At 69.3% G+C, this 20511-nt stretch carries 23 protein-coding genes; 4 read left to right on the forward strand and 19 right to left on the reverse strand.

All coding sequences use genetic code 11. The annotated features are described in order from the left end of the window. Positions 1-66 precede the first annotated feature (66 nt). A complete protein-coding gene (locus VNF71_05605) occupies positions 67-1248 on the reverse strand; it encodes a DNA-processing protein DprA (GenBank protein ID HVA74020.1) in 1182 nt (393 codons plus the stop codon). Next, positions 1245-2777, reverse strand: a complete 1533-nt coding sequence (locus VNF71_05610; protein HVA74021.1) for a YifB family Mg chelatase-like AAA ATPase — start codon at positions 2775-2777, stop codon at positions 1245-1247. The genes VNF71_05605 and VNF71_05610 overlap by 4 nt, the downstream gene beginning before the upstream one ends. Positions 2778-2891: 114 nt before the next feature. On the opposite strand from VNF71_05610, the gene VNF71_05615 reads away from it, so the two are divergent. Then, positions 2892-3104, forward strand: a complete 213-nt coding sequence (locus tag VNF71_05615) for a hypothetical protein (GenBank protein HVA74022.1) — start codon at positions 2892-2894, stop codon at positions 3102-3104. A gap of 94 nt (positions 3105-3198) precedes the next feature. On the opposite strand, the gene VNF71_05620 is transcribed toward VNF71_05615, so the two are convergent. The 10 genes from VNF71_05620 to ffh form a co-directional block, all read right to left on the reverse strand. After that, the gene (locus tag VNF71_05620; GenBank protein HVA74023.1) at positions 3199-4422 is read right to left on the reverse strand and encodes an aminotransferase class I/II-fold pyridoxal phosphate-dependent enzyme; all 1224 of its coding nucleotides are present in this window, start codon (positions 4420-4422) and stop codon (positions 3199-3201) included. Next, complete coding sequence (locus tag VNF71_05625) at positions 4419-4877, reverse strand: YraN family protein (GenBank protein ID HVA74024.1); 459 nt, start codon at positions 4875-4877, stop codon at positions 4419-4421. Before VNF71_05625 ends, VNF71_05620 begins: the two co-directional genes overlap by 4 nt. Next, complete coding sequence (locus tag VNF71_05630) at positions 4781-5074, reverse strand: DUF2469 domain-containing protein (protein HVA74025.1); 294 nt, start codon at positions 5072-5074, stop codon at positions 4781-4783. Before VNF71_05630 ends, VNF71_05625 begins: the two co-directional genes overlap by 97 nt. 77 nt (positions 5075-5151) lie before the next feature. Further along, positions 5152-5691 carry a signal peptidase I gene (lepB, locus tag VNF71_05635; protein ID HVA74026.1) on the reverse strand — a complete coding sequence of 180 codons (540 nt, stop codon included), beginning with the start codon at positions 5689-5691 and terminating at the stop codon, positions 5152-5154. Between the two features lie 103 nt (positions 5692-5794). Then, the gene (gene rplS, locus VNF71_05640; protein HVA74027.1) at positions 5795-6145 is read right to left on the reverse strand and encodes a 50S ribosomal protein L19; all 351 of its coding nucleotides are present in this window, start codon (positions 6143-6145) and stop codon (positions 5795-5797) included. A 31-nt stretch (positions 6146-6176) separates the two neighbouring features. Further along, a complete protein-coding gene (gene trmD, locus VNF71_05645; protein ID HVA74028.1) occupies positions 6177-6908 on the reverse strand; it encodes a tRNA (guanosine(37)-N1)-methyltransferase TrmD in 732 nt (243 codons plus the stop codon). Between the two features lie 30 nt (positions 6909-6938). Beyond that, positions 6939-7418 carry a ribosome maturation factor RimM gene (gene rimM, locus VNF71_05650; GenBank protein ID HVA74029.1) on the reverse strand — a complete coding sequence of 160 codons (480 nt, stop codon included), beginning with the start codon at positions 7416-7418 and terminating at the stop codon, positions 6939-6941. Positions 7419-7439: 21 nt separating this feature from the next. Further along, positions 7440-7745, reverse strand: a complete 306-nt coding sequence (locus VNF71_05655) for a KH domain-containing protein (protein HVA74030.1) — start codon at positions 7743-7745, stop codon at positions 7440-7442. After that, positions 7742-8020, reverse strand: coding sequence for a 30S ribosomal protein S16 (gene rpsP, locus VNF71_05660; GenBank protein ID HVA74031.1), 279 nt, complete (start codon positions 8018-8020; stop codon positions 7742-7744). Before rpsP ends, VNF71_05655 begins: the two co-directional genes overlap by 4 nt. Positions 8021-8051: 31 nt before the next feature. Then, positions 8052-9413 (reverse strand): signal recognition particle protein, encoded by a 1362-nt coding sequence (gene ffh / locus VNF71_05665; GenBank protein ID HVA74032.1) that lies wholly within the window; start codon positions 9411-9413, stop codon positions 8052-8054. A 91-nt stretch (positions 9414-9504) separates the two neighbouring features. On the opposite strand from ffh, the gene VNF71_05670 reads away from it, so the two are divergent. Genes VNF71_05670 through VNF71_05680 form a run of 3 tightly spaced genes read left to right on the forward strand, consistent with a single transcriptional unit; the run spans position 9505 to position 12040 of the window. After that, entirely contained in the window at positions 9505-10434 is a 930-nt protein-coding gene (locus VNF71_05670; protein ID HVA74033.1) for an ABC transporter ATP-binding protein, read from the forward strand. Positions 10435-10436: 2 nt separating this feature from the next. Then, entirely contained in the window at positions 10437-11216 is a 780-nt protein-coding gene (locus tag VNF71_05675) for an ABC transporter permease (GenBank protein ID HVA74034.1), read from the forward strand. Continuing rightward, the gene (locus VNF71_05680) at positions 11213-12040 is read left to right on the forward strand and encodes an ABC transporter permease (protein ID HVA74035.1); all 828 of its coding nucleotides are present in this window, start codon (positions 11213-11215) and stop codon (positions 12038-12040) included. Before VNF71_05675 ends, VNF71_05680 begins: the two co-directional genes overlap by 4 nt. Before the next feature lie 27 nt (positions 12041-12067). Here VNF71_05680 and ftsY read toward each other — a convergent pair whose 3' ends face one another. The 7 genes from ftsY to rpmF form a co-directional block, all read right to left on the reverse strand. Continuing rightward, entirely contained in the window at positions 12068-13258 is a 1191-nt protein-coding gene (gene ftsY / locus VNF71_05685) for a signal recognition particle-docking protein FtsY (GenBank protein HVA74036.1), read from the reverse strand. Between the two features lie 279 nt (positions 13259-13537). After that, positions 13538-17041 (reverse strand): chromosome segregation protein SMC, encoded by a 3504-nt coding sequence (smc, locus tag VNF71_05690; protein HVA74037.1) that lies wholly within the window; start codon positions 17039-17041, stop codon positions 13538-13540. A 149-nt stretch (positions 17042-17190) separates the two neighbouring features. Further along, the gene (mutM, locus tag VNF71_05695) at positions 17191-18033 is read right to left on the reverse strand and encodes a bifunctional DNA-formamidopyrimidine glycosylase/DNA-(apurinic or apyrimidinic site) lyase (GenBank protein HVA74038.1); all 843 of its coding nucleotides are present in this window, start codon (positions 18031-18033) and stop codon (positions 17191-17193) included. An 11-nt stretch (positions 18034-18044) separates the two neighbouring features. Then, on the reverse strand, positions 18045-18806 hold the full coding sequence (gene rnc / locus VNF71_05700; protein HVA74039.1) for a ribonuclease III: 762 nt from the start codon (positions 18804-18806) through the stop codon (positions 18045-18047). A gap of 14 nt (positions 18807-18820) precedes the next feature. After that, positions 18821-19117: a phosphopantetheine-binding protein gene (locus tag VNF71_05705; GenBank protein HVA74040.1), complete on the reverse strand. Its 297-nt coding sequence runs from the start codon at positions 19115-19117 to the stop codon at positions 18821-18823. 76 nt (positions 19118-19193) lie between these two features. Continuing rightward, on the reverse strand, positions 19194-20192 hold the full coding sequence (plsX, locus tag VNF71_05710) for a phosphate acyltransferase PlsX (protein ID HVA74041.1): 999 nt from the start codon (positions 20190-20192) through the stop codon (positions 19194-19196). Continuing rightward, positions 20185-20364 carry a 50S ribosomal protein L32 gene (rpmF, locus tag VNF71_05715; protein HVA74042.1) on the reverse strand — a complete coding sequence of 60 codons (180 nt, stop codon included), beginning with the start codon at positions 20362-20364 and terminating at the stop codon, positions 20185-20187. Before rpmF ends, plsX begins: the two co-directional genes overlap by 8 nt. Positions 20365-20511: the final 147 nt, after the last annotated feature.

Genomic DNA, 20511 nt, shown 5'->3' on the forward strand with positions numbered 1-20511 from the left:
GTCAAGGCAGGCTACCCGCTATATGTGGTGTTAGCACTTATGGTGACTTTTCGGGCGCTCAGGTCATCACCGCAGCCTTGTCCACCACCCCCTGTCGTCGGCGACGAGACCACGGGCGGAGAGCCCGTCGAGCGCGCCGGCCACCTGGGCCACCGGCAGCGCCGAGCGCTCCGCCACCTTGTTGAGGCTCGACGGCACCCATCCCACAGACGCCAGCACCGCTTGCTCCGTCGGGCCCAGAGAGATCCGCGTGCCGTCCGGTGATCGCCGGGACCGGCGCCTCCCCTTGGCTTGACCTGGCTTCGGGGGATCCGGCATCAACATGCCCAGCGCGTCGAGCACGTCCCGGGGGCCGCGCACCGGCCCCGCGCCGTCGTAGAGAAGTTGGTTGCTGCCGGCACAAGCTGAGCTGCCGACCGGCCCGGGTACCACCCGCACTTCGATGCCCCGCTCGATCGCCGCTTCGGCGGTGATGAGGCTACCGCCGGCCTCGTGTGATTCGACGACCACGACCAGTTGGGACAGGCCTGCGATGATGCGGTTGCGCGCCGGGAATCTCCAGGCCTGAGCCGCATAACCGGGCGGGGTCTCCGAGATCACCGCACCGGATGCGGCAACTTCCTCCCACAGCGCGGCGTGACGCCTCGGGTAGGGGACGTCCACCCCGCTTGCGGCAACGCCGATGGTGGCGGCCACCGAGGCGGGGTCGCGAGCGGCCTCGCCGAGTGCACTCAACGCGCCGCGGTGCGCCGAACCGTCGATCCCCAACGCCAGGCCGGAAACGACGCAGACGCCGGCGGACGCGAGATCCCGGCCCATCTCGTAGGCGACCGCCCTGCCGTCGGGACTGGCGCTCCGGGTGCCGACTATCGCCACCCGGGGCCGATCCAGCGATGCCAGCGATCCTCTCCAGAAGATGACTCCCGGTGGGTGGGGATCATCCGCCAAGACGGCCGGGTAGCCGTCTCGGCCGATCCACGACACGTCCACCCCCCGAGACCGAGCCTTTGACCACCACGCCTCGGGATCGAACCTGCTGGCGGCGCTGGCCCACGAGCGGTCGCTGCACGCCGGCGAGTCACCGAGAAGGTTCGGTTGTGCGAACACCTTCTTGGATATGCGGCCGTGGACGACGTCGTCCCACACGTCTCGGGGATCCCGGTCGCGGATCATGGCGAGCAGGCGGGCCGGCCCCATCCCGGGAAGCCGGGTCAAAGCGGCGGCGCACGCACTGGCGCACGGCGTCACAGCGTGACCCCCTCCGGCTCGAACACCGGGCCGCGCAACGCGAGCGCTGTCGTGACGTGTTCCTCGCGAATGTCGCCTCCATGTCCCGACAGGTCCGCGAGAGTTCGCGCCACTCTTCTCACCCGATGCAAGCCCCGCGCGGAAAGCCGTCCCTGACGGAGCCGGGTTTCGAGCATCGTGCGAGCCTTGGGCTGTAGTGGTGCGGCAACGTCGAGTTCGCGTGCCGGTATGGCGGAGTTCAGCGCGAATCCCCTCCGCACGGCTAGATCGCGCGCCGCTCGCACCCGGCGAGCTATCGCTTGCGACGACTCTGGAGGTGCCGGGCTGGACGAGCCGTCACCCATCAGCTCGCCTACGTCGGGCCGGTCGACTGAGACCCGGAGGTCGAACCTGTCGAGCAGCGGCGCTGAAACACGAGCGGCGTAGCGCGCGAGCGCGGCGTCGCTGCAACGACATGCCCCCGGCGCTCCGCCGCCTCCGCACGGGCATGGGTTCATCGCCGCAACGAGCAGAACACGAGCCGGGAACACCACGCTCGCACGAGCACGGCAAACGAGGACCTTGCCCTCCTCCAATGGCTGTCGGAGAGTGTCGAGGACATCGGAAGGGAACTCGCCGAGCTCGTCCAGGAACAACACCCCGTTGTGAGCGCAGCTCAGCTCTCCCGGCCGCATCATCGTCGTGCCTCCCCCTATCAAAGACACCAGCGACGAGCTGTGGTGCGGCGCCCTGAACGGAGGCCGGCGAACCAGGACGCCTCGCGGCAGCGGGAGGCCGGCCGCCGAGTGAACCCGCGTGACCTCGAGCGCCTCCTCAGTCGTGAGCTCGGGAAGCAACCCCGGCAGCCTCTCGGCAAGCATCGTCTTGCCGGCGCCGGGCGGCCCGACGAGAAGCAGATGGTGCCCGCCCGCCGCGGCGACCTCTGCCGCGAGCCGGCCGATGGGCTGGCCGCGCACGTCGGCCATGTCCGGTCCCGCTCCTGTGTCGTCCACCGGCAAGAAGAACGGGGTTTCCGGCCAGCCTTCCTCGCCCTTGAGCACCGCTGCGAGCGTGGACAGGGTCGGCACGGCGACCACCTTGCCGGGACGGACCAGGGACGCCTCTCCGGCGCATGATCCGGGAACCACGACTCTGGCCGCGTTGATCGCGTCGACGAGCGGCAGCACACCCGAGACACGACGGATGCTCCCGTCGAGGCCGAGCTCCCCGAGGCAGCCGAGTCCCGGCAACGCGTCAAGAGGCAGCTGGCCGTCCGCGGCGAGCAAGGCGACGGCGATGGGAAGGTCCAGACCGGCACCGCCCTTGCGCAGGCTCGAAGGCGCGAGGTTGACCGTAACCCGGTGCTGAGGCCATGCCAGCCCGCTCGAAAGGATGGCCGCCCGCACCCGGTCGCGCGATTCGCGGCAGGACGCGTCGGGCAATCCCACGATCGTGAACGACGGGAGCCCGCGCGACACGTGCACCTCCACCTCGATCGGCCGCCCCTCGACGCCAACGAGCGTTGCCGATGCCACCGTGGCCAGCACCACCCACCTCCCATCATCCCAAAGCGACTAAGAGGGGCCGTGCGCCTGCCACCGAGCGCCTTCACCCTAAGACCGGGGTGGGACGCCCGACACCGCCGCGCTGGGCAAGAATCGTGCATGCCCGGCGACGCCGACCCTCATGGACCGGTCGAGGTGCGGTTCGTCCACCCGTTTCAGGCCGTGAAGCGCTACGTCTGCCCCGGCTGCCAGCAGGAAATCGCGATCGGTACCGGGCACGTGGTCGTCGTTCCGGAAGGAGCACCGGACCTGCGGCGGCATTGGCACCGGCCCTGCTGGGATCGCCGCGCCGATCGCCGGCCAGGGCGATGACGCTGGCGCCAGTGACACTGGCGGCCGTGACACCGGCGGAACTGACGCTGGCGGCGGTGACCCGGACGCCCAGCCCGCGGACGGGTTCGAGGGCCTACCCGGACTCTGCCGAGAGCGCCTGGTCGAGGTCCGCCCAGATGTCCTCGACGTCCTCAATGCCGACCGAAAGCCTTATCAGCCCCGGCGGCAGATGCCCCTCGCCATGCCAGCGGCCTCTCCGCTCGAGCAGCGACTCCACCCCACCGAGGCTGGTTCCCGGCGTGAGCAGGCGCACCCTGCCGACCACCGCCTCTGCCACCGCGGCCACGTCCTGCACCGCTCCCGGCGCTTCATCCGGGCCTTCGTCGGCGGCCCCGACCTCGAACGCGATCATCGTCCCGAAGCCCGACATCTGCCGCGCGGCCAGGTCGTGCCCCGGGTGGCCGGCCAGACCCGGGTACAGGACGCGACGGACCGCCGGATGCCCGGCCAGGCGCGCGGCGATCACTCCCGCGTTGTGCTGCGCTCGCTCCAGACGCACGTCCAGCGTGCGCATGCCGCGCAGACCGAGCCAGGCCTCCCAGGGGCCGGCGATCGCGCCGTGCAGGGAACGTCGTGTGGTCAACGAGGCCAAGACGTCGTCTCTCCGAGTCACGATCGCCCCGAGGATCACGTCCGAATGACCGGAGATGGACTTCGTCGCGCTGTGCACCACGACGTCCGCCCCGAGATCCAACGGACGCTGCAGTAGAGGGGTCGCGAAGGTGTTGTCGACTGCGACATCCATACCGAGCTCGTGCGCGCCGGCGCACAGCTCCCGGATATCGGCGATCGCGAGCAGGGGGTTCGTGGGCGACTCCAGCCAGAGCAACCCCTTGTCGCCGAAGCCGGGGCCCGACCCGCTGCCGGGAGCCGACGCGAAATCGACGCAAGCTTCGAGAACGGAGGCGGTGTCGGCGACGTCGACGGTCCGGAAGCGAAGTCTCCCCCGCCCGGCCACGTCGGCAAGGAACCGCCGTGTCCCGCTGTAGGCGTCCCCCGCCACCACCACTCGTCCCGGCACCGGGAGGCTCTCCAACACGGCCGCGATCGCGGCCATCCCAGAGGCGAACAGCAGGCAACTTCCCCCCTCGAGAGCACCGAGAACCTCCTCGAAGGCCTCCCACGTGCGGTTGCCGTCACGTCCGTAGCTGAGCTCACCATCCTGGCGGTATGTGGATGTAACCCACACGGGAGGGCTGACGGCGGCGCCGGGCGAAGCGAGTGGGCGGCCCCCGTGCACGACCAGCGACGCCGGGGCCAGGGCGTGGCCCTCGCGCGAAGCGCCGGTCGGACTCAAAACGCCGCCTCGAGCACGTCCACCTTCGACTGCAGAACGCTCGCCACGTCGAACCGCAGATTCCACGACCCGCGTCCCAGGCGTCCCCTGTTCTCGGACAGCCAGCGGGCGCCGAGCCGGCGGATGCGTGCCTGCTTCAACGAGTTGACCGCTTCGGCCGGGACGCCGAACCCGATCCCCGAACGCGTCTTCACCTCGCAGAACACGACCGTGCAGCCGCGCCGGGCGACCAGATCGAGTTCGCCGTCCCTGCAGCGCCAGTTGCGGTCCAGCACCTCGTAGCCGTGCGCCGCGTACCACTCGGCAGCTCGCGCCTCTCCGTACGCGCCGAGCGCCCGCCGTGCCTGCGAGGGGATGGCTACAGCTCCTTCTCGGGGAGCTCCTCGATGTTGACGTCCTTGAAGGTCACCACGCGCACGGAGGACACGAACCGTGCGGGCCTGTACATGTCCCACACCCAGGCGTCGCCGAGCTTGATCTCGAAGTAAGTGCGGTCTCCCTCGCCCTTGGCCTCCATCGAGACGTCGTTGGCGAGGTAGAACCGGCGCTCGGTCTCGACCACGTACTTGAACATGGCGAGCACCGCCCGGTACTCCTGGTACAGCTGCAACTCGATCTCGGTCTCGTACCGTTCGAGGTCTTCGGCGCTCACGATCCCCATGGTACGCCCTCGGGGTGACTGCGGACGCTTCGGGCCCCGCGGTCCCCGCATCCCCGGGAGTCCTGGCCTCAGAGAAACGACGCCTTCCACGGCGGCCACACTTTCCAAGTCGCTCGCCCGACGATGGTGCGCTCGGGGACGGGGCCGAAATAGCGGCTGTCCTCGGAGTTACCTCTGTTGTCTCCCATGACCCAGACGTCCCCTGGCGGCACGGTGACCGGCCCGAACGTGCTGGTGAAGGTTCCGGGAGGCAGGTACGGCTCGACGAGCAGCTCGTCGCCTATGTAGATGTGCCCGTCGCGGCCGCTCACCGTCTCGCCCGGCAGCGCGATGACCCGCTTGATCAACACCGTGTGGTCCTCCACGAGTCCCAGGGCCGCGCCGATCGAGCGGAGCCAACTGCCGTTGCCATGATCCTTGTCCAGGCTCGGCGGAGCCTTGAACACCACGATGTCGCCCCGGTGCACCGGATGCAGGTCGTAGGCGAGCCTCGAAACGACGACGCGGTCGTCGACCTTCAACTGCGGCACCATCGATTTGGACGGGATGTAGTAGGCCTGCGCGATGAACGCGCGGACGACGATCGCAACGACCAGCGCGATCGCCACGAGTGCCACGTCTTCGGCCGCGCGGCTTCGCCACCACGGCCGGGCTTCGCTTCGAGCGGGCGCGCTCTCCAACGGCGCAACGCCTGTGGCCCGCTTCAACGACTCAGCGCGTGACGCGCTTTTCCTTGATCTTCGCCGCCTTGCCGGTGCGGTCACGCAGGTAGTAGAGCTTCGCCCGCCGGACATCGCCCTGGGTGACCACCTCGATCTTGGCGATCACCGGCGAATGCACGGGAAAGGTCCGCTCGACACCCACACCGAAGCTCATCTTGCGGACAGTGAACGTCTCGCGAAGCCCCGACCCCTGGCGGCGGATCACGGCGCCCTGGAAGACCTGGACCCGCTCGCGGTTCCCTTCGACGACCCTCACGTGAACCTTCAGGGTGTCGCCCGGAGCGAAGTCGGGGATGTCGTCGCGCAGGCTGTCGCGGTCTACGAGATCGGTGGGGTTCATCGCACAGGCTCCTGGCGGGCGAGGGGACCCTTCAAGATAGTGTGCCGAGCCCGAACTCGGCCAGCAGGGCCCGCTCCCCTTCGGTGAGGCCGCCTCGACGCTCGATCAGGTCCGGCCTTTCGCGAACCGTGCGGGCCAACGACTGCGCCCTCCGCCACCGCCCCACCCTTGCATGGTCCCCACTTCGCAGCACCTCCGGGACCTCCCAGCCGCGGAAGTCGGCTGGCCGGGTGTACTGGGGGTACTCGAGGAGGCCGCCGGCGAAGCTCTCTTCGAGGGAGGATTCGTCGTTGCCCATGACGCCGGGGACGAGCCGGGTGACCGCCTCGAGCACGGCCAGGGCCGCGATCTCACCGCCGGCGAGCACGAAGTCCCCCACCGAGAGTTCACCGTCGACCAGGTGCTCGCGCACCCGGTGGTCCACGCCCTCGTAGCGCCCGCACAGCAACGAGAACCCCTCGCCCGACGCGAGCTCCCCGGCCCAATCCTGGTCGAAGCGCCGCCCACCGGGCCCGAGCAGCAGCAGGGGGCGTGGCGGGCTCTCCCGCTCGACGACCGTAAAGATCGGCTCCGCTGCGAGGACCATCCCTGCGCCCCCGCCGAACGGCGCGTCGTCGACCGAACGGTGCGGATCGTCGGTGCCGGAACGCAGGTCGTGCACCCGCAAGTCCAGGAGTCCCGCGCGCGCCGCCCGCCCCATGAGGCTCGCCTCGGTCCAAGGTCTGACGAGGTCGGGGAAAATAGTGAACAGGTCGATCCTCACGTCCGCTCTCTCAGCTCAGGCGGGGCGCGGTCACAGGTCGAACAACCCTGGCGGGACTTCCACCGTCAACCGTCCTCGAGCGGCGTCGGTCACGAACGTCAGCGGGATCAGCTTCCCGTCCTCCAGCACCAAGAGATCGCTCGCCGGGTTGGCTTCGACAGACTCGACCCGCCCGATCGCCTCGCCCGTGCTCGTGTAGACCTCCGCGCCGATCAGGTCGTGGACCCACAGGGCCGCCTCGTCTTCGATCGGCTCCGCGCGCAGCACCGCCCCGCGCAACCCTTCTGCTTGCTCGCGTGTCGAGATCTGCTCGAAGGAGACCAGCCGTCGCTGCCTTCCGCCGGCCGGTGCCGCAGGCGAGGAACTCAGGATCGTCAACTCCCCGTCCGGACCGATCAAGCGCGATCCTTCTCCGACGCGTTCAGCCCGGTTGGTCAACAGTTCCACGACCACCATCCCGCGGAGGCCGTGGGCCCGCACGACCCGACCGATCTCGAGCAGCCGGCTCACATCCGGCTCAACTTCTTTAGATCAGTCGACGATGTCGACGGCGACGTCGACGCCGTCCTTCGCGCCGGCGGCACGCACCACGCTTCGGATGGACTGCGCCACGCGGCCCCGCCGGCCGATGACCTTTCCCATGTCACCGGGTGCCACCCGGAGAGAAAGCTTGATCCCGTTACGGGTCTCGCTGGCGTCGATGCGCACGGCCTCGGGGTCGTCCACCAGTTGCTTTGCCAGATAGGAGAGGACCGACTTCGCGCGACCGCCGTCCACCTGGCCGTGGTCGTCCCACTCCTCGGTGACGTCGTCAGGGCCTTCGTCGATTGTGCTCACGACGTGGCGGAGGTGGCGCCGGCCTTGAACTCGTCGAGGGCACCGCTTTGTGCGAGGAGGCGAGCGACGGTATCGGTCGGCTTGGCGCCGTCGCGAAGCCAGCGAACGACCTTCTCGTTGTCCACGACCACACGTGACGGCTCGCTACGAGGCTCGTAGGTTCCCAGGATCTCGATGAACCGCCCGTCGCGCGGCGACCGGCTGTCGGCGGCGACGATCCTGTACACCGGCTGCTTCTTTTTCCCCATCCGCATCAAGCGGAGCTTCACGGCCATGTTTGACTGCTCTCTTGGTGATCGGGCGGCGCTACCGGCGCCGCTTCTTCTTATTGGATTTTTTGCTTCCTGTGGTAGCCCTGCGGGCGACCCTGCCTCCGAGCCCCGGCATCGAGGCCATCTGGCGCATGTACGACTGCATCTGCTTGAACCGGTCGAGAAGGCTATTGACCTCGGTCGTCGACGTACCGCTGCCATTGGCGATCCGTAGGCGTCTTGATCCGTTGATGATCGAGGGGTTCTTGCGCTCCTCGGGGGTCATGGAGCGGATGATCGCCTCGATCGGGCCCATGAGGCCGTCGTCGATCTCGGCGTTCTTCAACTCCTTGGGTAGCCCGGGAATCATACCTACAAGCCCGGAAAGGGGGCCCATCCGCTTGACCTGCTGGAGCTGGTCGAGGAAGTCCTCGAGCGTGAAATGTCCCTGCTGGAGGCGCCCGAGGGTGACCTCCGCCTGCTCCCGATCGAGGTTGGCCTCGGCCTTCTCGATGAGGGTGAGCACATCGCCCATGCCGAGGATACGGTCCGCCATGCGGTCGGGGTGGAACTGGTCGAAGTCGTCGAGCTTCTCCCCCGTCGAGGAGAACACGATGGGGCGCCCGACCACCTCCTTGACCGACAGCGCGGCGCCGCCTCTCGCGTCACCGTCGACCTTGGTGAGGATCACACCGTCGAGGGCCAGCGTCTGGTGGAACGCCTCCGCGGTCGACACGGCGTCCTGACCGGTCATCGCGTCTATGACCAGGAACGTGTAGTGCGGCTCCACCGTGTCGGAGATCCGCCGCACCTCGTCCATTAGCTCGGCGTCGATGGAGAGTCGGCCGGCTGTATCGACGATCAGGACATCGCGGCCCAGGCGGACCGCCTCCTCCAGGCCCTTCTTCGCGACGGTGACAGGATCCGACGGCTCGCTGAATACAGGGACGTTGACCTGCCGCCCAAGCACGCGCAGCTGCTCGACAGCGGCGGGCCGTTGAAGGTCGGCGCCAACGAGGAGCGGGTTGCGCCCCTCCTTGCGCTTGTACCAGCCGGCGAGCTTTGCGGCGGCAGTGGTCTTCCCGGAGCCCTGGAGGCCCGCTAGCAGGATCACAGTCGGCGGGCGGGAGGCGTAGGTGAGCTTGAGCGTCTCCCCTCCGAGGATGCCGCGCAGCTCGTCGTGGACGACCTTGATCACCTGCTGGCCCGGTGTGAGGGCCTGCGACAGGTCGATCCCGACCAGATCCTCGCGGACCCGGGCTACGAAATCTCGGACGACGCGGAGGTTGACGTCCGCCTGCAGGAGCGCCAGACGGATCTCGCGCAGCGCCTCGTCGACGTCCGCCTCGCTCAGCCGGCCGCGGCCGCGGAGCCTGCTAAAAACCGCGTCGAACCGGTCGGTCAGGGACTCGAACATGCGGCCTACCAGCGTAGACGACCGTCGCCGCCCGCCGACCTCGCCCGAAAATGCCACCGGCCGGGCTCCAGCCGTCGTATAGAAACATGTGGTGACGAGGGAGCCGCTCATCTCCGCGACCAACCTGGTCAAGCGGTTCGGGGCCTTCACGGCGGTCGACTCGATCAACTTCGAGGTCGCCCCCGGCGAGGTCTTCGGCTTCTTAGGGCCCAACGGCGCCGGCAAGAGCTCGACGATGCGCATGGTCGCATGCGTGTCGCCGCGCAGCGCCGGCAACCTGAGGATCCTCGGGTTGGATCCGGACCGGGACGGCCCAGCCATCAGGGCCCGCCTCGGCGTGGTTCCCCAAGAGGACAACCTCGACCCCGAGCTGAGCGTGCGGGAGAACCTGTACGTGTACGGGCGCTACTTCGACATCCCACGGCGGGTCCTGCGAGAGAGGATCGAGTCGCTGCTCGCCTTCGCACAGCTGACAGACCGTGGCGACGACAAGGTCGACCCGCTGTCGGGAGGGATGAAGCGCCGGCTCACCATCGCCAGGTCTCTCATCAACGAGCCGGACCTCCTGCTCCTCGACGAGCCCACGACCGGCCTGGACCCCCAGGCCCGCCACGCCCTCTGGGATCGCCTGTACCGCTTGAAGGCGGACGGGGTGACGCTCGTGCTCACCACGCACTACATGGACGAGGCCGAGCAGCTCTGCGACCGCCTCGTGGTGATGGACCGAGGCCGGATCGCCGCGCAGGGATCCCCCTTGTCTCTCATCGACCGCTATTCGACGCGGGAGGTCGTGGAGCTGCGGTTCGCTCCCGGTGAAAGCGAGCGGATGGCCGAAAAGGTCGATGACCTCACCGAGCGCGTCGAGGTGCTTCCCGACCGGATCCTTCTCTACACCGACGACGGGGACGCCGCAGCCGAGGCTGTCCATGCGCGGCGGCTCGCTCCGCTAAGCCTGCTGGTCCGGCGTTCGACCCTCGAGGACGTCTTCCTGCGCCTTACCGGCCGCCACCTGGTGGACTGACGATGTCGCTGCCTCCCGCCTTGCGGGCGAGCGCCTACTTCGCCCGGGCCTACCGCCGCACCTGGAGAGCATCGGTCGCGTCGACGTTCGTGAACCCGCTCCTCTACCTGCTTGCAATGGGCGTGGGTCTCGGGTCGTTCGTCAACAAGGGCGGCCACAGCGCGTCGCTGGGACACCTGACCTACCTGCACTTCGTCGCGCCGGCTCTCGCCGCGACCGCCGCAGCTACGACTGCCACGGGCGAGTCCATGTACCCTGTGCTGGGAGCGATCCGCTGGCAGCGCAGCTATCACGCCATGCTGTCCACTCCCCTCGGCGTCCGCGATGTGGTCGCAGGCCACATGGCGTGGATCGCGGCGCGCATCGCGATGGCGACCGGTTCGTATCTCGTGGTGATGGCGGCGTTCGGGGCGACGCTGTCGTGGTGGTCGATCGCGGTGCTGCCTGTCGGAGTGCTGACGGGTATGGCGTTCGCCGCCCCGTTGGCCGCGTTCGCGGTGCGCCAGGAAAGCGACAACGCGTTCCCGCTCATCTTCCGGCTGGGTCTCGTTCCGCTCTTCCTGTTCTCCGGTGTGTTCTTCCCGATCAGCCAGCTTCCCGCCGGAGTGAGACCGATCGCTTACATCACGCCGCTGTGGCACGGAGTCGACCTGAGCAGGCAGCTGACGCTCGGCACGGTGAGCATCGGTTCGGCGGTCGTCCACGTTCTGTTCCTCGCTGCCATGTGCTCGTTGGGCCTGGCGGCGGGGTTCCGGAATTACCGCTTGAGGTTGCTGCAATGAACGCCGTACGGCCGCCGGCGTCATTGAGGGCGTTCCGGCCGCTACCGCCCGGGTTGTTCGGGCTCGGGCGCAGTGGGCGCCTGATCGAGCGCAACGTGCTCGCTGTGCGCAAGGCATGGTGGGTGTTCGGATCAGGCTTGGCGGAACCCGTCTTCTACCTGCTGTCCATCGGGATCGGCATCGGCAAGCTGGTCGGCGGTATCCCCGGACCGGACCACAGCCTGATTCCCTACGCGGCGTACGCCGCGCCGGCGCTGCTCGCCTCATCGGCGATGAACGGCTCGGTCATCGAGAGCACATACAACGTGTACTTCAAGCTCAAGTACACGCGCGTGTACGACGCCGTGCTGGCGAGCCCCATGGAAGCCGTGGACGTGGCAAGAGGCGACATCCTCACCTCTCTCGCCCGGGGCTCGGTCTACGCGGCCGTGTTCGTGATGATGATGATGGCGCTCGGCGACATCCGCTCCTGGTGGGCGGTGTTCGCGCTGCCATCGGCGGTGTTGATCGGTTTCGCGTTCTCGGCGGTCGGGATGGCGGCCACCACCTACATGCGCGGTTGGACCGACTTCGACTTCGTGAACCTGGCGCTGCTGCCGCTGTTCCTCTTCTCGACAACCTTCTACCCGTTGTCGATCTATCCCCGGTGGTTGCAGATCGTCGTGGAGTGCACTCCGCTGTTCCACGGCGTGGCCCTGGCGCGGTCGTTCACGCTCGGTTACGTCGGTTTCGCCGTATTGGGCCACGCCGCCTACCTGGCGGTCATGGGAATGTTCGGGTTCGCTGTCGCGGCTAGGCGCATCCGGAAGCTGCTGCTCAGCTGAGCCACCGCTTCACGCGCGCCGCCGCGCTCAACCGAACAGCGCGTCGACGAACTCCTCCGCGTCGAAGTCGACGAGATCCTCCGCTCCCTCGCCGAGACCGACGAGCTTGATCGGGATGCCCAGCTCCGAGCGGATGGCCAGCGCGATGCCGCCCTTGGCCGTCCCGTCGAGCTTCGTGATGACAACACCGGTCACGCCTACGGCTTCGGCGAACTGTCGCGCCTGGATGAGGCCGTTCTGGCCGGTGGTCGCGTCGATGACGAGCAGCACCTCGGTGACGACGCCGGGCGGGCGTTCGGCGACTCGGCGCACCTTCTTCAGCTCCTCCATGAGGTTCGTCTTGGTGTGCAACCTGCCGGCGGTATCGGCGAGGACCAGGTCCGCCTGGCGTGCGGCCGCGTGCTGGACCGCGTCGAACACGACCGCACCTGGGTCGCCGCCTTCATTGCCCCGGATTATGGAGGCGCCGACCTTGTCGGCCCACATCTCGAGCTGATCGGCGGCGGCGGCCCGGAATGTGTCGCCGGCGGCCATCACGACCTTGTGACCGGTGCGGATCTGGCGCTGGGCGAGCTTGGCGATGGTCGTCGTCTTGCCCACCCCGTTGACGCCGACCATCAGCCACACCGTCATGGCGGTGTCGTCGCCGGCGAAGTGCAGCTCGGTGTCGCCGGCGAGGACCTCGATCAGATCGGTACGCAGGGCGTCCAGGAGTGAGTCGGGATCCTTGATCCGGTCCGACTTCACCCGGGCCCGGAGGTCGTCGAGGAGGCGGGTCGTGAGGTCGGTGCCCACATCGGCGAGGATCAACGCCTCCTCCAGCTCCTCCCATGCCTGCTCGTCGATCCGGTCGCGGGAGCGGACCGACGTGAGGTAGCCGGAGAAGAGCTCCCGCGCCCGGCCGAGGCGGTCGCGAAAGCGGGGTGGCGCCTCGGCCGCCGGCACCTCCTCGACCGCCGCCGGCACCTCCTCGACCGCCGGCGGGGCCTCCTCGACCGCCGGCGGGGCCCCCGTTACCGGCTGCGGTGGGCGCTCCGGGCGGGCAGGCGCCGGCCTGGTCGGAGCCGGCCTGGATGGCGCCGCCCGGGCACGAGGCGGGACGGCCTCGCCCGGGGCAGAGGGGGGAGGCGCGGCGCGGCGCCGGCTGGCGACGAGGTATCCCGCCGAGATCAGCACGATCACCGCCAGCGCTATGAGCACGGCGATCAGCGTGAGCATGACCCGCCGAGCCTACCGGCGTGGCCGTTGGGGCCTGTCGGGCCGTCCCGCTCGACCTAGACCCGACCGAGAGCCAGCGGTCCTCGAGTGGACAGAGCTGTGGGGTGCAGGCCGGCTACCCACCAACCGTGTCCCCTTGCGAAGCGTGGAGAGTGCTCTGAGAGGACAGAGTTGGAAGTCAATCCCCAGTAGTGGCCGCAACCCTGTCCACTTGGAGACGGGAGGTCCGCTCCCGCAGAAGACCGGCGGAACCAAGGATGGCCGCGCGGGCTAGCCGGGCTAGCCGACCGACCCCGCCGACACCCTCTCGCTCACGACCCTCGACGACCCGCCCGGTGCCATGGTCACCCCGTACAGGCAGTCGGCCGCCTCCATGGTCCGCTTCTGGTGGCTCACGATCAGCAGCTGCGCCTCGTCACGGAACTCGTGCACAAGATCGAGAAAACGATGGAGGTTGACGTCGTCCAGCGCCGCCTCCACCTCGTCCATCATGTAGAAGGGCGAGGGGCGGGACCGGAACACCGCGAACAGGAACGCCATCGCCGCAAGGCTCCGCTCCCCACCCGACAGCAGCGACAGCCGCCGGACATTCTTGCCCGAGGGGCGGGCTTCGACCTCGATCCCGGTTTCGAGGAGATGGTCGGGATCGGTGAGCCGAAGCCGCCCCTGGCCACCCGGGAACAGCGTGGCGAACAGCTGCTCGAAGTTCTCCGCGACGTCCGCGTACGCGGCCCTGAACACCTCGACGATCTCCGCATCGATCGCCTTGATCACCTTGGCCAGCTCCCGGCGGGCGTTGCGGATGTCCTCCAGTTGCTCCTCCAGGAAGGAGTGGCGCTCCATGAGGGCGGTGTGCTCTTCGAGCGCGAGCGGGTTGATGGGGCCCATCAGCCGCAGCTCGCGTTCGAGTTCGGTGCGCCGGCTCACCGCGCTCGTCCCTGGAGGCAGCTCCGGGCACTCGGCGGCCCGGATCGAATCCGGTTCGCAGTCGAGATCACGGCGGATGGCCTCGGTGATCCCTTCAAGGCGCACCCGCGCCTCGGTCTCGTCCAGGTCGATTCGCGAGAGCTTCTCGCGCAACTCGACGAGCTGGCGTTCCGCAAGCGACCGCTGCCGGCGAAGCTGCTCGAGACGGTCGCTCATCTCGCGGATCGCGTCCGACTCGGCCCGGCGGGCCTCGCGCAGCGCAACGACCGCTTCTTCCAAGCGCCCCTCGCGCTCGCGCACAACGACCGAAAGCGCCGACACCACCCGGGCCGCCCGCTCGAGCGCCGTTCGGCGGGCCGCGGCCTGGTCGCGCTCGGTGATGTTGCGGCGGAGTCGTTGTTCGACCTCGGCCAAGCGGCGAGACGTGAGGTTTCGGCGCTCTTCCAGGCCGGCGGCCCGCACCTCGAGATCGCGGCGCATCGCTGCGACAGAAGCGGCGCGCTCCGCCAACCGTGCCCGGGCGGCGCGCTCCGCCGCCGCCCGCTCGACCTCTCGCTCGGCGGCTTGCTCGAGCTCCGGCAGGACAGACTCCAGCTCTGCGACCCGCTCACGCTCGCGGGCGAGCCGGCCCTGCAGCTCCTCCCGCTGCGCGCGGGCCGCTTCGAGCTCGGAGGTCGCTTCGGCGAGGTCCCGCTCCACTCGGCTCAGGGTCTCCTCTGCCGAGCGCCGGCGGGACAGGTTCGTCTCGGCCGCCCGCGCGGCCTCGGCGCTGGCGACCCGGGCCGCCTCTGACGCGCGGCGTGCACCTTCGTGGTCAGCCGCCGCCCGCCGCGCCATCTCCGCGGCAACGGCCGCAGCGGAGCGGGCTTCCTCGAGAGCGGCGCCCGTCGCGCCGCTCCCGCCGGCGCCGATCCGCCACAACCCGCCCGAGAACCGGTCGCCGTCCTTGGTCACCACGACCAGGTCGGGCCGGAGCGCGGCGACGTCGACCGCCTCGCGCCACGAACCGTCGACGACCACCGAGCCACCAAGCAGCTCGTCGAGAAGCGCGTCGACGCCGCCCGACAGGCCGGCCACCCGGGCGCGGAGCGAGCCCGCACCTGCGACCTCGGCTGGCGCCACGCCGGCGGGCGCGCCACCCCGGCGCAAGCCGAGAGGCACGACCGCCCCCGCATCGCCCGAGCGCTGCAACTCCGCCAGCGCCTCCCGCGCGGAAGCGGCTCCGTCCAGCACGACTGCGGCCAGAACCTCGCCGGCGGCTGCTTCGAACGCCGCCTCGTAGCCCTCATCCACCCGCACCAACTCGACGAGCGCCCCCACGACGCCGGGGACCGCCGACAGCCTTTCGGCGCCGGCCCGCGCCCTTGCCTGGGCCAGCGCCTGGGCGAGCGCCTCCTCCCGCGCCGCCCAACGATGGTGGTCAGCGTCCGCGGAGCGCCACGCCTCGGCGCGCGATTCGAGCTCGATGGCGGAGCGCGACTCGTCCTCGGCCGCCGCCGCGCGAGCCGCTTCAAGCCCGTCAGCCGCGGCGACGGACTCCGACACGACCGACCGCAATCGGCCCGCCTCGTCCGCCAAACGACCCGATCGCTGCCCCACCGCCTCCACTCGCGCGTCCACCCGCCGCAGCTCGCCGGCAGAGCGTTCCAGAGCCGAGCGCAGCCCGCCGAGCTCGCCCCGCACCTCCGCAGCGGGGTCACCGAACGCCTCTGGCGACGACCCCCATCGCTCCTCGACCGAAGCCGTCTCGGCGTCGAGCGCCGCCTCCGCCGCCGACAACTCGTCGGCCAGCGGGATCAGCCGCAGCGCCTCCTCATCCGTCCCCGCCAGGCTCTCCGCCAGCGAGGCCGCCTCACCTTCGAGGCTCGCGATCACGTCCTGGTCGACGCTCGACGCCAGCGAGGTCTCTATCCCGCGGCGCCGCTCCCCGAGCACCGCTCCAAGCCCCGCCGCCCGGGCCCGCAGGCTCTCCGCCCGCGAGACGAGCTCGGCCAGGTCCGCCGATCCCGAGTCTCCCCGGGTGTGCTCCAGCTGCGTCTCCGCCGTTATGACCTGAGCATCGAGGCCGGCCAGGGAGAACCGAAGCTGCTCCTCGGCCGATCTCAGCTGGCCCCGCTCCCTCTCCGCGGCCCCCAGGCGTGCCTCGACACCGGCCAGGTCCCGCGCAAGTAGGTACCTGCGGACGGCGGCGAGCTCAGCCACCAGGTCCCCGTGGCGGCGCGCGGCGTCGGCCTGCTTCTCGAGGGGCCGCAGCTGCCGGCGCACCTCCCGCAGCAGGTCCTGCAGCCGCACGAGGCTCGCCTCGGTGGACTCGAGACGGCGCTCCGACTTCTCCTTGCGCCGGCGGTACTTCAGGATGCCCGCGGCTTCCTCGATCACCAGCCGGCGTTCCTCTGGCCGAGAGTTGAGGATCGCGTCGAGGTTGCCCTGGGAGACGATGACGTGCTGCTGGCGACCGACGCCGGAGTCCGAGAGGAGCTCCTGGATGTCGAGCAGGCGGCAGGGCACCCGGTTGATGGCGTACTCCGACTCGCCGGTGCGGAACAGGGTGCGGGTGATCGTGACCTCGGAGAAGTCGATCGGCAGCAGGCCCGCCGAGTTGTCGATCGTCAGCGAGACCTCGGCGCGCCCGAGGGCGGGCCTCTTGGACGAACCGGCGAAGATGACATCCTCCATCTTCGCCGAACGGACGGTGCGCGGGCCCTGAGCGCCGAGCACCCAGGCGACAGCGTCGACCACGTTGGACTTGCAGCTCCCGTTGGGACCGACCACCACCGTCACCCCGGGCTCGAACTCCAGCGTGGTGGTGTCGGCGAACGACTTGAAACCTTTGAGAGTCAGGGACTTCAGGAACACGGGTTGACCAACCTAGCGGCGCGCGGCGGCATCCCTTTACCGTGCCTTCTCCGGGAGCGTGAGTGGTGGATCGCGCGGGTCAACAGCGCGAATCTCCTTCTTTTACAAGGGAAAAAGACGCAGCCATCGCGGCATGCCCGGTCCGTCGCTCAGATCTGGCAGCGCGGGCAGAAGTAGCCGCTGCGACCGTTGGCTTTCACCCGCGCGATGGTCGAGTGGCACCGACGGCACGGCTGCCCCGCGCGGTCGTAGACGTTGTGGAGGCTCTGGTAGTCGCCGATCTCCCCGAAGATGTCACGGTACTGCTCGTCCGCCAACGACGAGCCTCTCCTCCTCACCGCCTCCTGCAGCGTTTCCACCATCGCCCGGTAGAGCCGCCGGATCTCCTGGGGCGTGAGCTGGTCGGATCTGCGGTCGTGGCGCAAGCCGGCGCTGAAGAGGATCTCGTCGGCGTACATGTTCCCGATGCCGGCGATGAACCGCTGGTCCATCAGCAACGGTTTCAGCTGGGCGTGTTTGGCGGTGAGCCTCTGGGCGAAGTCGGTCCAGGAGATCTGCTCGTCGAGCGGATCGAAGCCGAGGTGCGCGAGTTCGGGGACGTCTTGCTCCAGCTTGTCGGGTGTGGTTACGAACACCTCGCCGAAGGTTCTCGGATCCACGAAGCGGAGCTGGGGAGCGCCGGCGAAGTGCAGCACCACGTGGGTGTGCTTGATGGGGGGGTCCTTGGGGGCCGAGCGCAGGACCTGCCCGCTCATGCCCATGTGCATCACGAGGACATCGCCGTTGTCGAGCAGCAGCAACAGGTACTTGCCTCGCCGGCGGGTCCCGACGAGCTTGCGCCCCTCGACGCGCGATACGAAATCCTTCGGCCCCTTGTGCCGGCGGATCGTGCGGCTCCCGCCGCGGGACACGTCGACCTGCTTAATCTTCTTGCTGACGAACTCCTTGTCGATGTCCCTGCGAATGGTCTCGACCTCTGGAAGCTCCGGCAACTCGCCTCCTGTCAGCCGTCTTCCGGCGTAGGGGATGTCGCCGCGGCTGCACGCAAGACCTCCCACGCCTCGCGGGCGGCCGCCTGTTCGGCCTGCTTCTTCGAGCGTCCTTTTCCCGTCCCTCGGGCCGAGCCCATCACGTGAACGACCGCCTCGAACTCCTTCGCATGGTCCGGCCCCTCGTCACGCACCGAGTAGACGGGAAGCTGGTCGAAGACGCGGGCGCAGAGCTCCTGCAGTCGCGTCTTGAAGTCGTGCCCGCCGGGTCCGGCCGCCCCGAGCTCGATCCGTTCGCCCAGCAGATCCATCACGAGACGCTCGGCGGCCTCCCACCCGCGGTCGAGGTACACGGCGCCGATGACGGCCTCGGTCGCGTCGGCGAGGATCGAGGGCTTCTCCCGTCCGCCGGACTGGTCCTCCCCCTTGCCGAGCAGCAGCGCCTCACCGATCCCGAGCCCGGTCGCTATCTCGGCCAGGGCTGCCGAGTTCACGACCGACGCGCGCACCTTCGCCAGCTCCCCCTCCGGCATGGACGGGTAGGTGCGGTACAGGTGGACGGTCACGACCAGGCCGAGCACGGCGTCCCCGAGGAACTCGAGACGCTCGTTGGAGGAGGTACCCGGGTTCTCGGCGCACCAGGACCGGTGTGACAGGGATTGCTGGAGAAACGCGGGGTCGGAGACCTCCCAGCCGATGCGCCGGGCCAGCTGGTCGCGCGGGGTCTCCTCGGCCGGGCCGGGATGGTCCGGTGGCAGGGCTTCGACCTCCGGCACCCCCGCTGCCGTGGTTAGCCGGCCTGGAGCTTGGCGACGACGTAATCGACGGCGTCGCGGACTGTCTTGAGGTCTTCGAGATCCTCGTCGTCGATGCGGAAACCCACCGTTCGCTCCGAGAGCTCCTCCTCCAGCGCCTCGACCAGCTCTATCAGGGCCAGCGAGTCGGCGCCGAGGTCGTCGCCAAACGACGCCCCCTCGGTGATGGTCTCGGGGCTGATCTCGAGGATGTCCGCGAGGCACCCGCGGATGATCTCGAGGACCTGGTTGCGGTCCAGGGGAGTTCGTTCGACGTGGGTCTCAGCAGGCATGGTGTTTCCTCATTTGCCGGCAGATCTTACCGGGCGACCGGTTCGATGACCTGCTTGGTTGGCCTCGGGCGAGCCCCTACCCGCCCTTTACGGCGGTCCTCAGGGTGCCTACGAGGTCCTCGCTGACGGCGTGGTGGGCGACGCTGACCGCGTTGAAGATCGCCTGCGCCGAGGAAGAGCCGTGGCTGATGATGCAGACACCGTCGACGCCGAGAAGCATGGCCCCGCCGTAGGTGTCCGGGTCGAGCTCGGCCGCAAGCGGCAGCAGCGCGGGCAGGAGAGCACCGGAGGCGGCCTTGGTCTCCTCGGTCGAGTTGAGCGCGGCCAGCACGGCGTTGAAAGCGAACTTCATGGCGCCTTCCAGCGTCTTCAGCACGACGTTGCCTGTGAAGCCATCGGTTACCACGACGTCGACGGCGTCGGACATCACGTCCCGGCCCTCGACGTTGCCGATGAAGCGCACCGATGGCCCCGCCTCGCCGGCGGCCAGCAGCTCGTGGGTCTCCTTCGCCAGCGGGTTGCCCTTGCCCGGCTCCTCGCCGATCGAGAGCAGCCCTACCCTCGGGTCGTCGATCCCAAAGCGCTGGCGGGCGAAGGCCGCTCCCATCTGCGCGAACTGAACAAGCCAGGCGGCGGTGCAGTCAGCGTTGGCGCCGGCGTCGAGCAGCACGGTCGGCGTCGAGCCGGGGACCGGGATCGGGGTTGCGATCGCCGGCCGGTTGACCCCACTGATGCGCCCCATCCGGAACAGGGCGCTGGCCATCGTCGCGCCGGTGTTGCCGGCGCTGACCATCGCGCAAGCCCGGCCGTCGCGGACCGCTTCGGCGGCCCGGAGCAAGGACGAGTCCTTCTTGTTTCTCACCGCCTTGGCCGGGTCCTCGTGCATCTCGACGACCTCGGACGCCTCGATCAGCTCGAGCCCGCCGATGTCGGGCAGGCGCTTTGGGTCGCCTACCAGCACGACCGGCATGCCGGCCTCCGCGGCCTTGAGCGCACCGGCGACGATCTCGCCCGGCGCCTTGTCGCCGCCCATCGCGTCGACCGCGACCGGCAGCGAAGCAGGCCTGTCAGCCAATTTCTACGGCCTGGCGCCCCTTGTACCAGCCGCAGGTCGGGCAGACCACGTGCGGCAGCTTGGCGTTGTGGCACTGGGGGCAGATGCTGCGGGCAGGTGCGCTCAGCGACCAGGCGCTCGCACGCCGGCTGCGGCTCTTGGCCTTGGAGGTCTTCTTCTTGGGGACGGCCATGGGAGGTGGGAGTCCTGTCTTCGGTCGGTTCGGACGGTTCGGTCGGGTTCGCTCGTTCGGCCTGGGCCGGCGGGAGGGCCGGTTCAACAGCCTGCCGGGCGGGCCGGATCATTCTAGGTGGCGCCGGCGGCGGGCGCACCGCCGCGG

The sequence above is a fragment of the Acidimicrobiales bacterium genome (assembly GCA_035533095.1).
Classification (GTDB): Bacteria; Actinomycetota; Acidimicrobiia; order Acidimicrobiales; family Palsa-688; genus DATLUM01.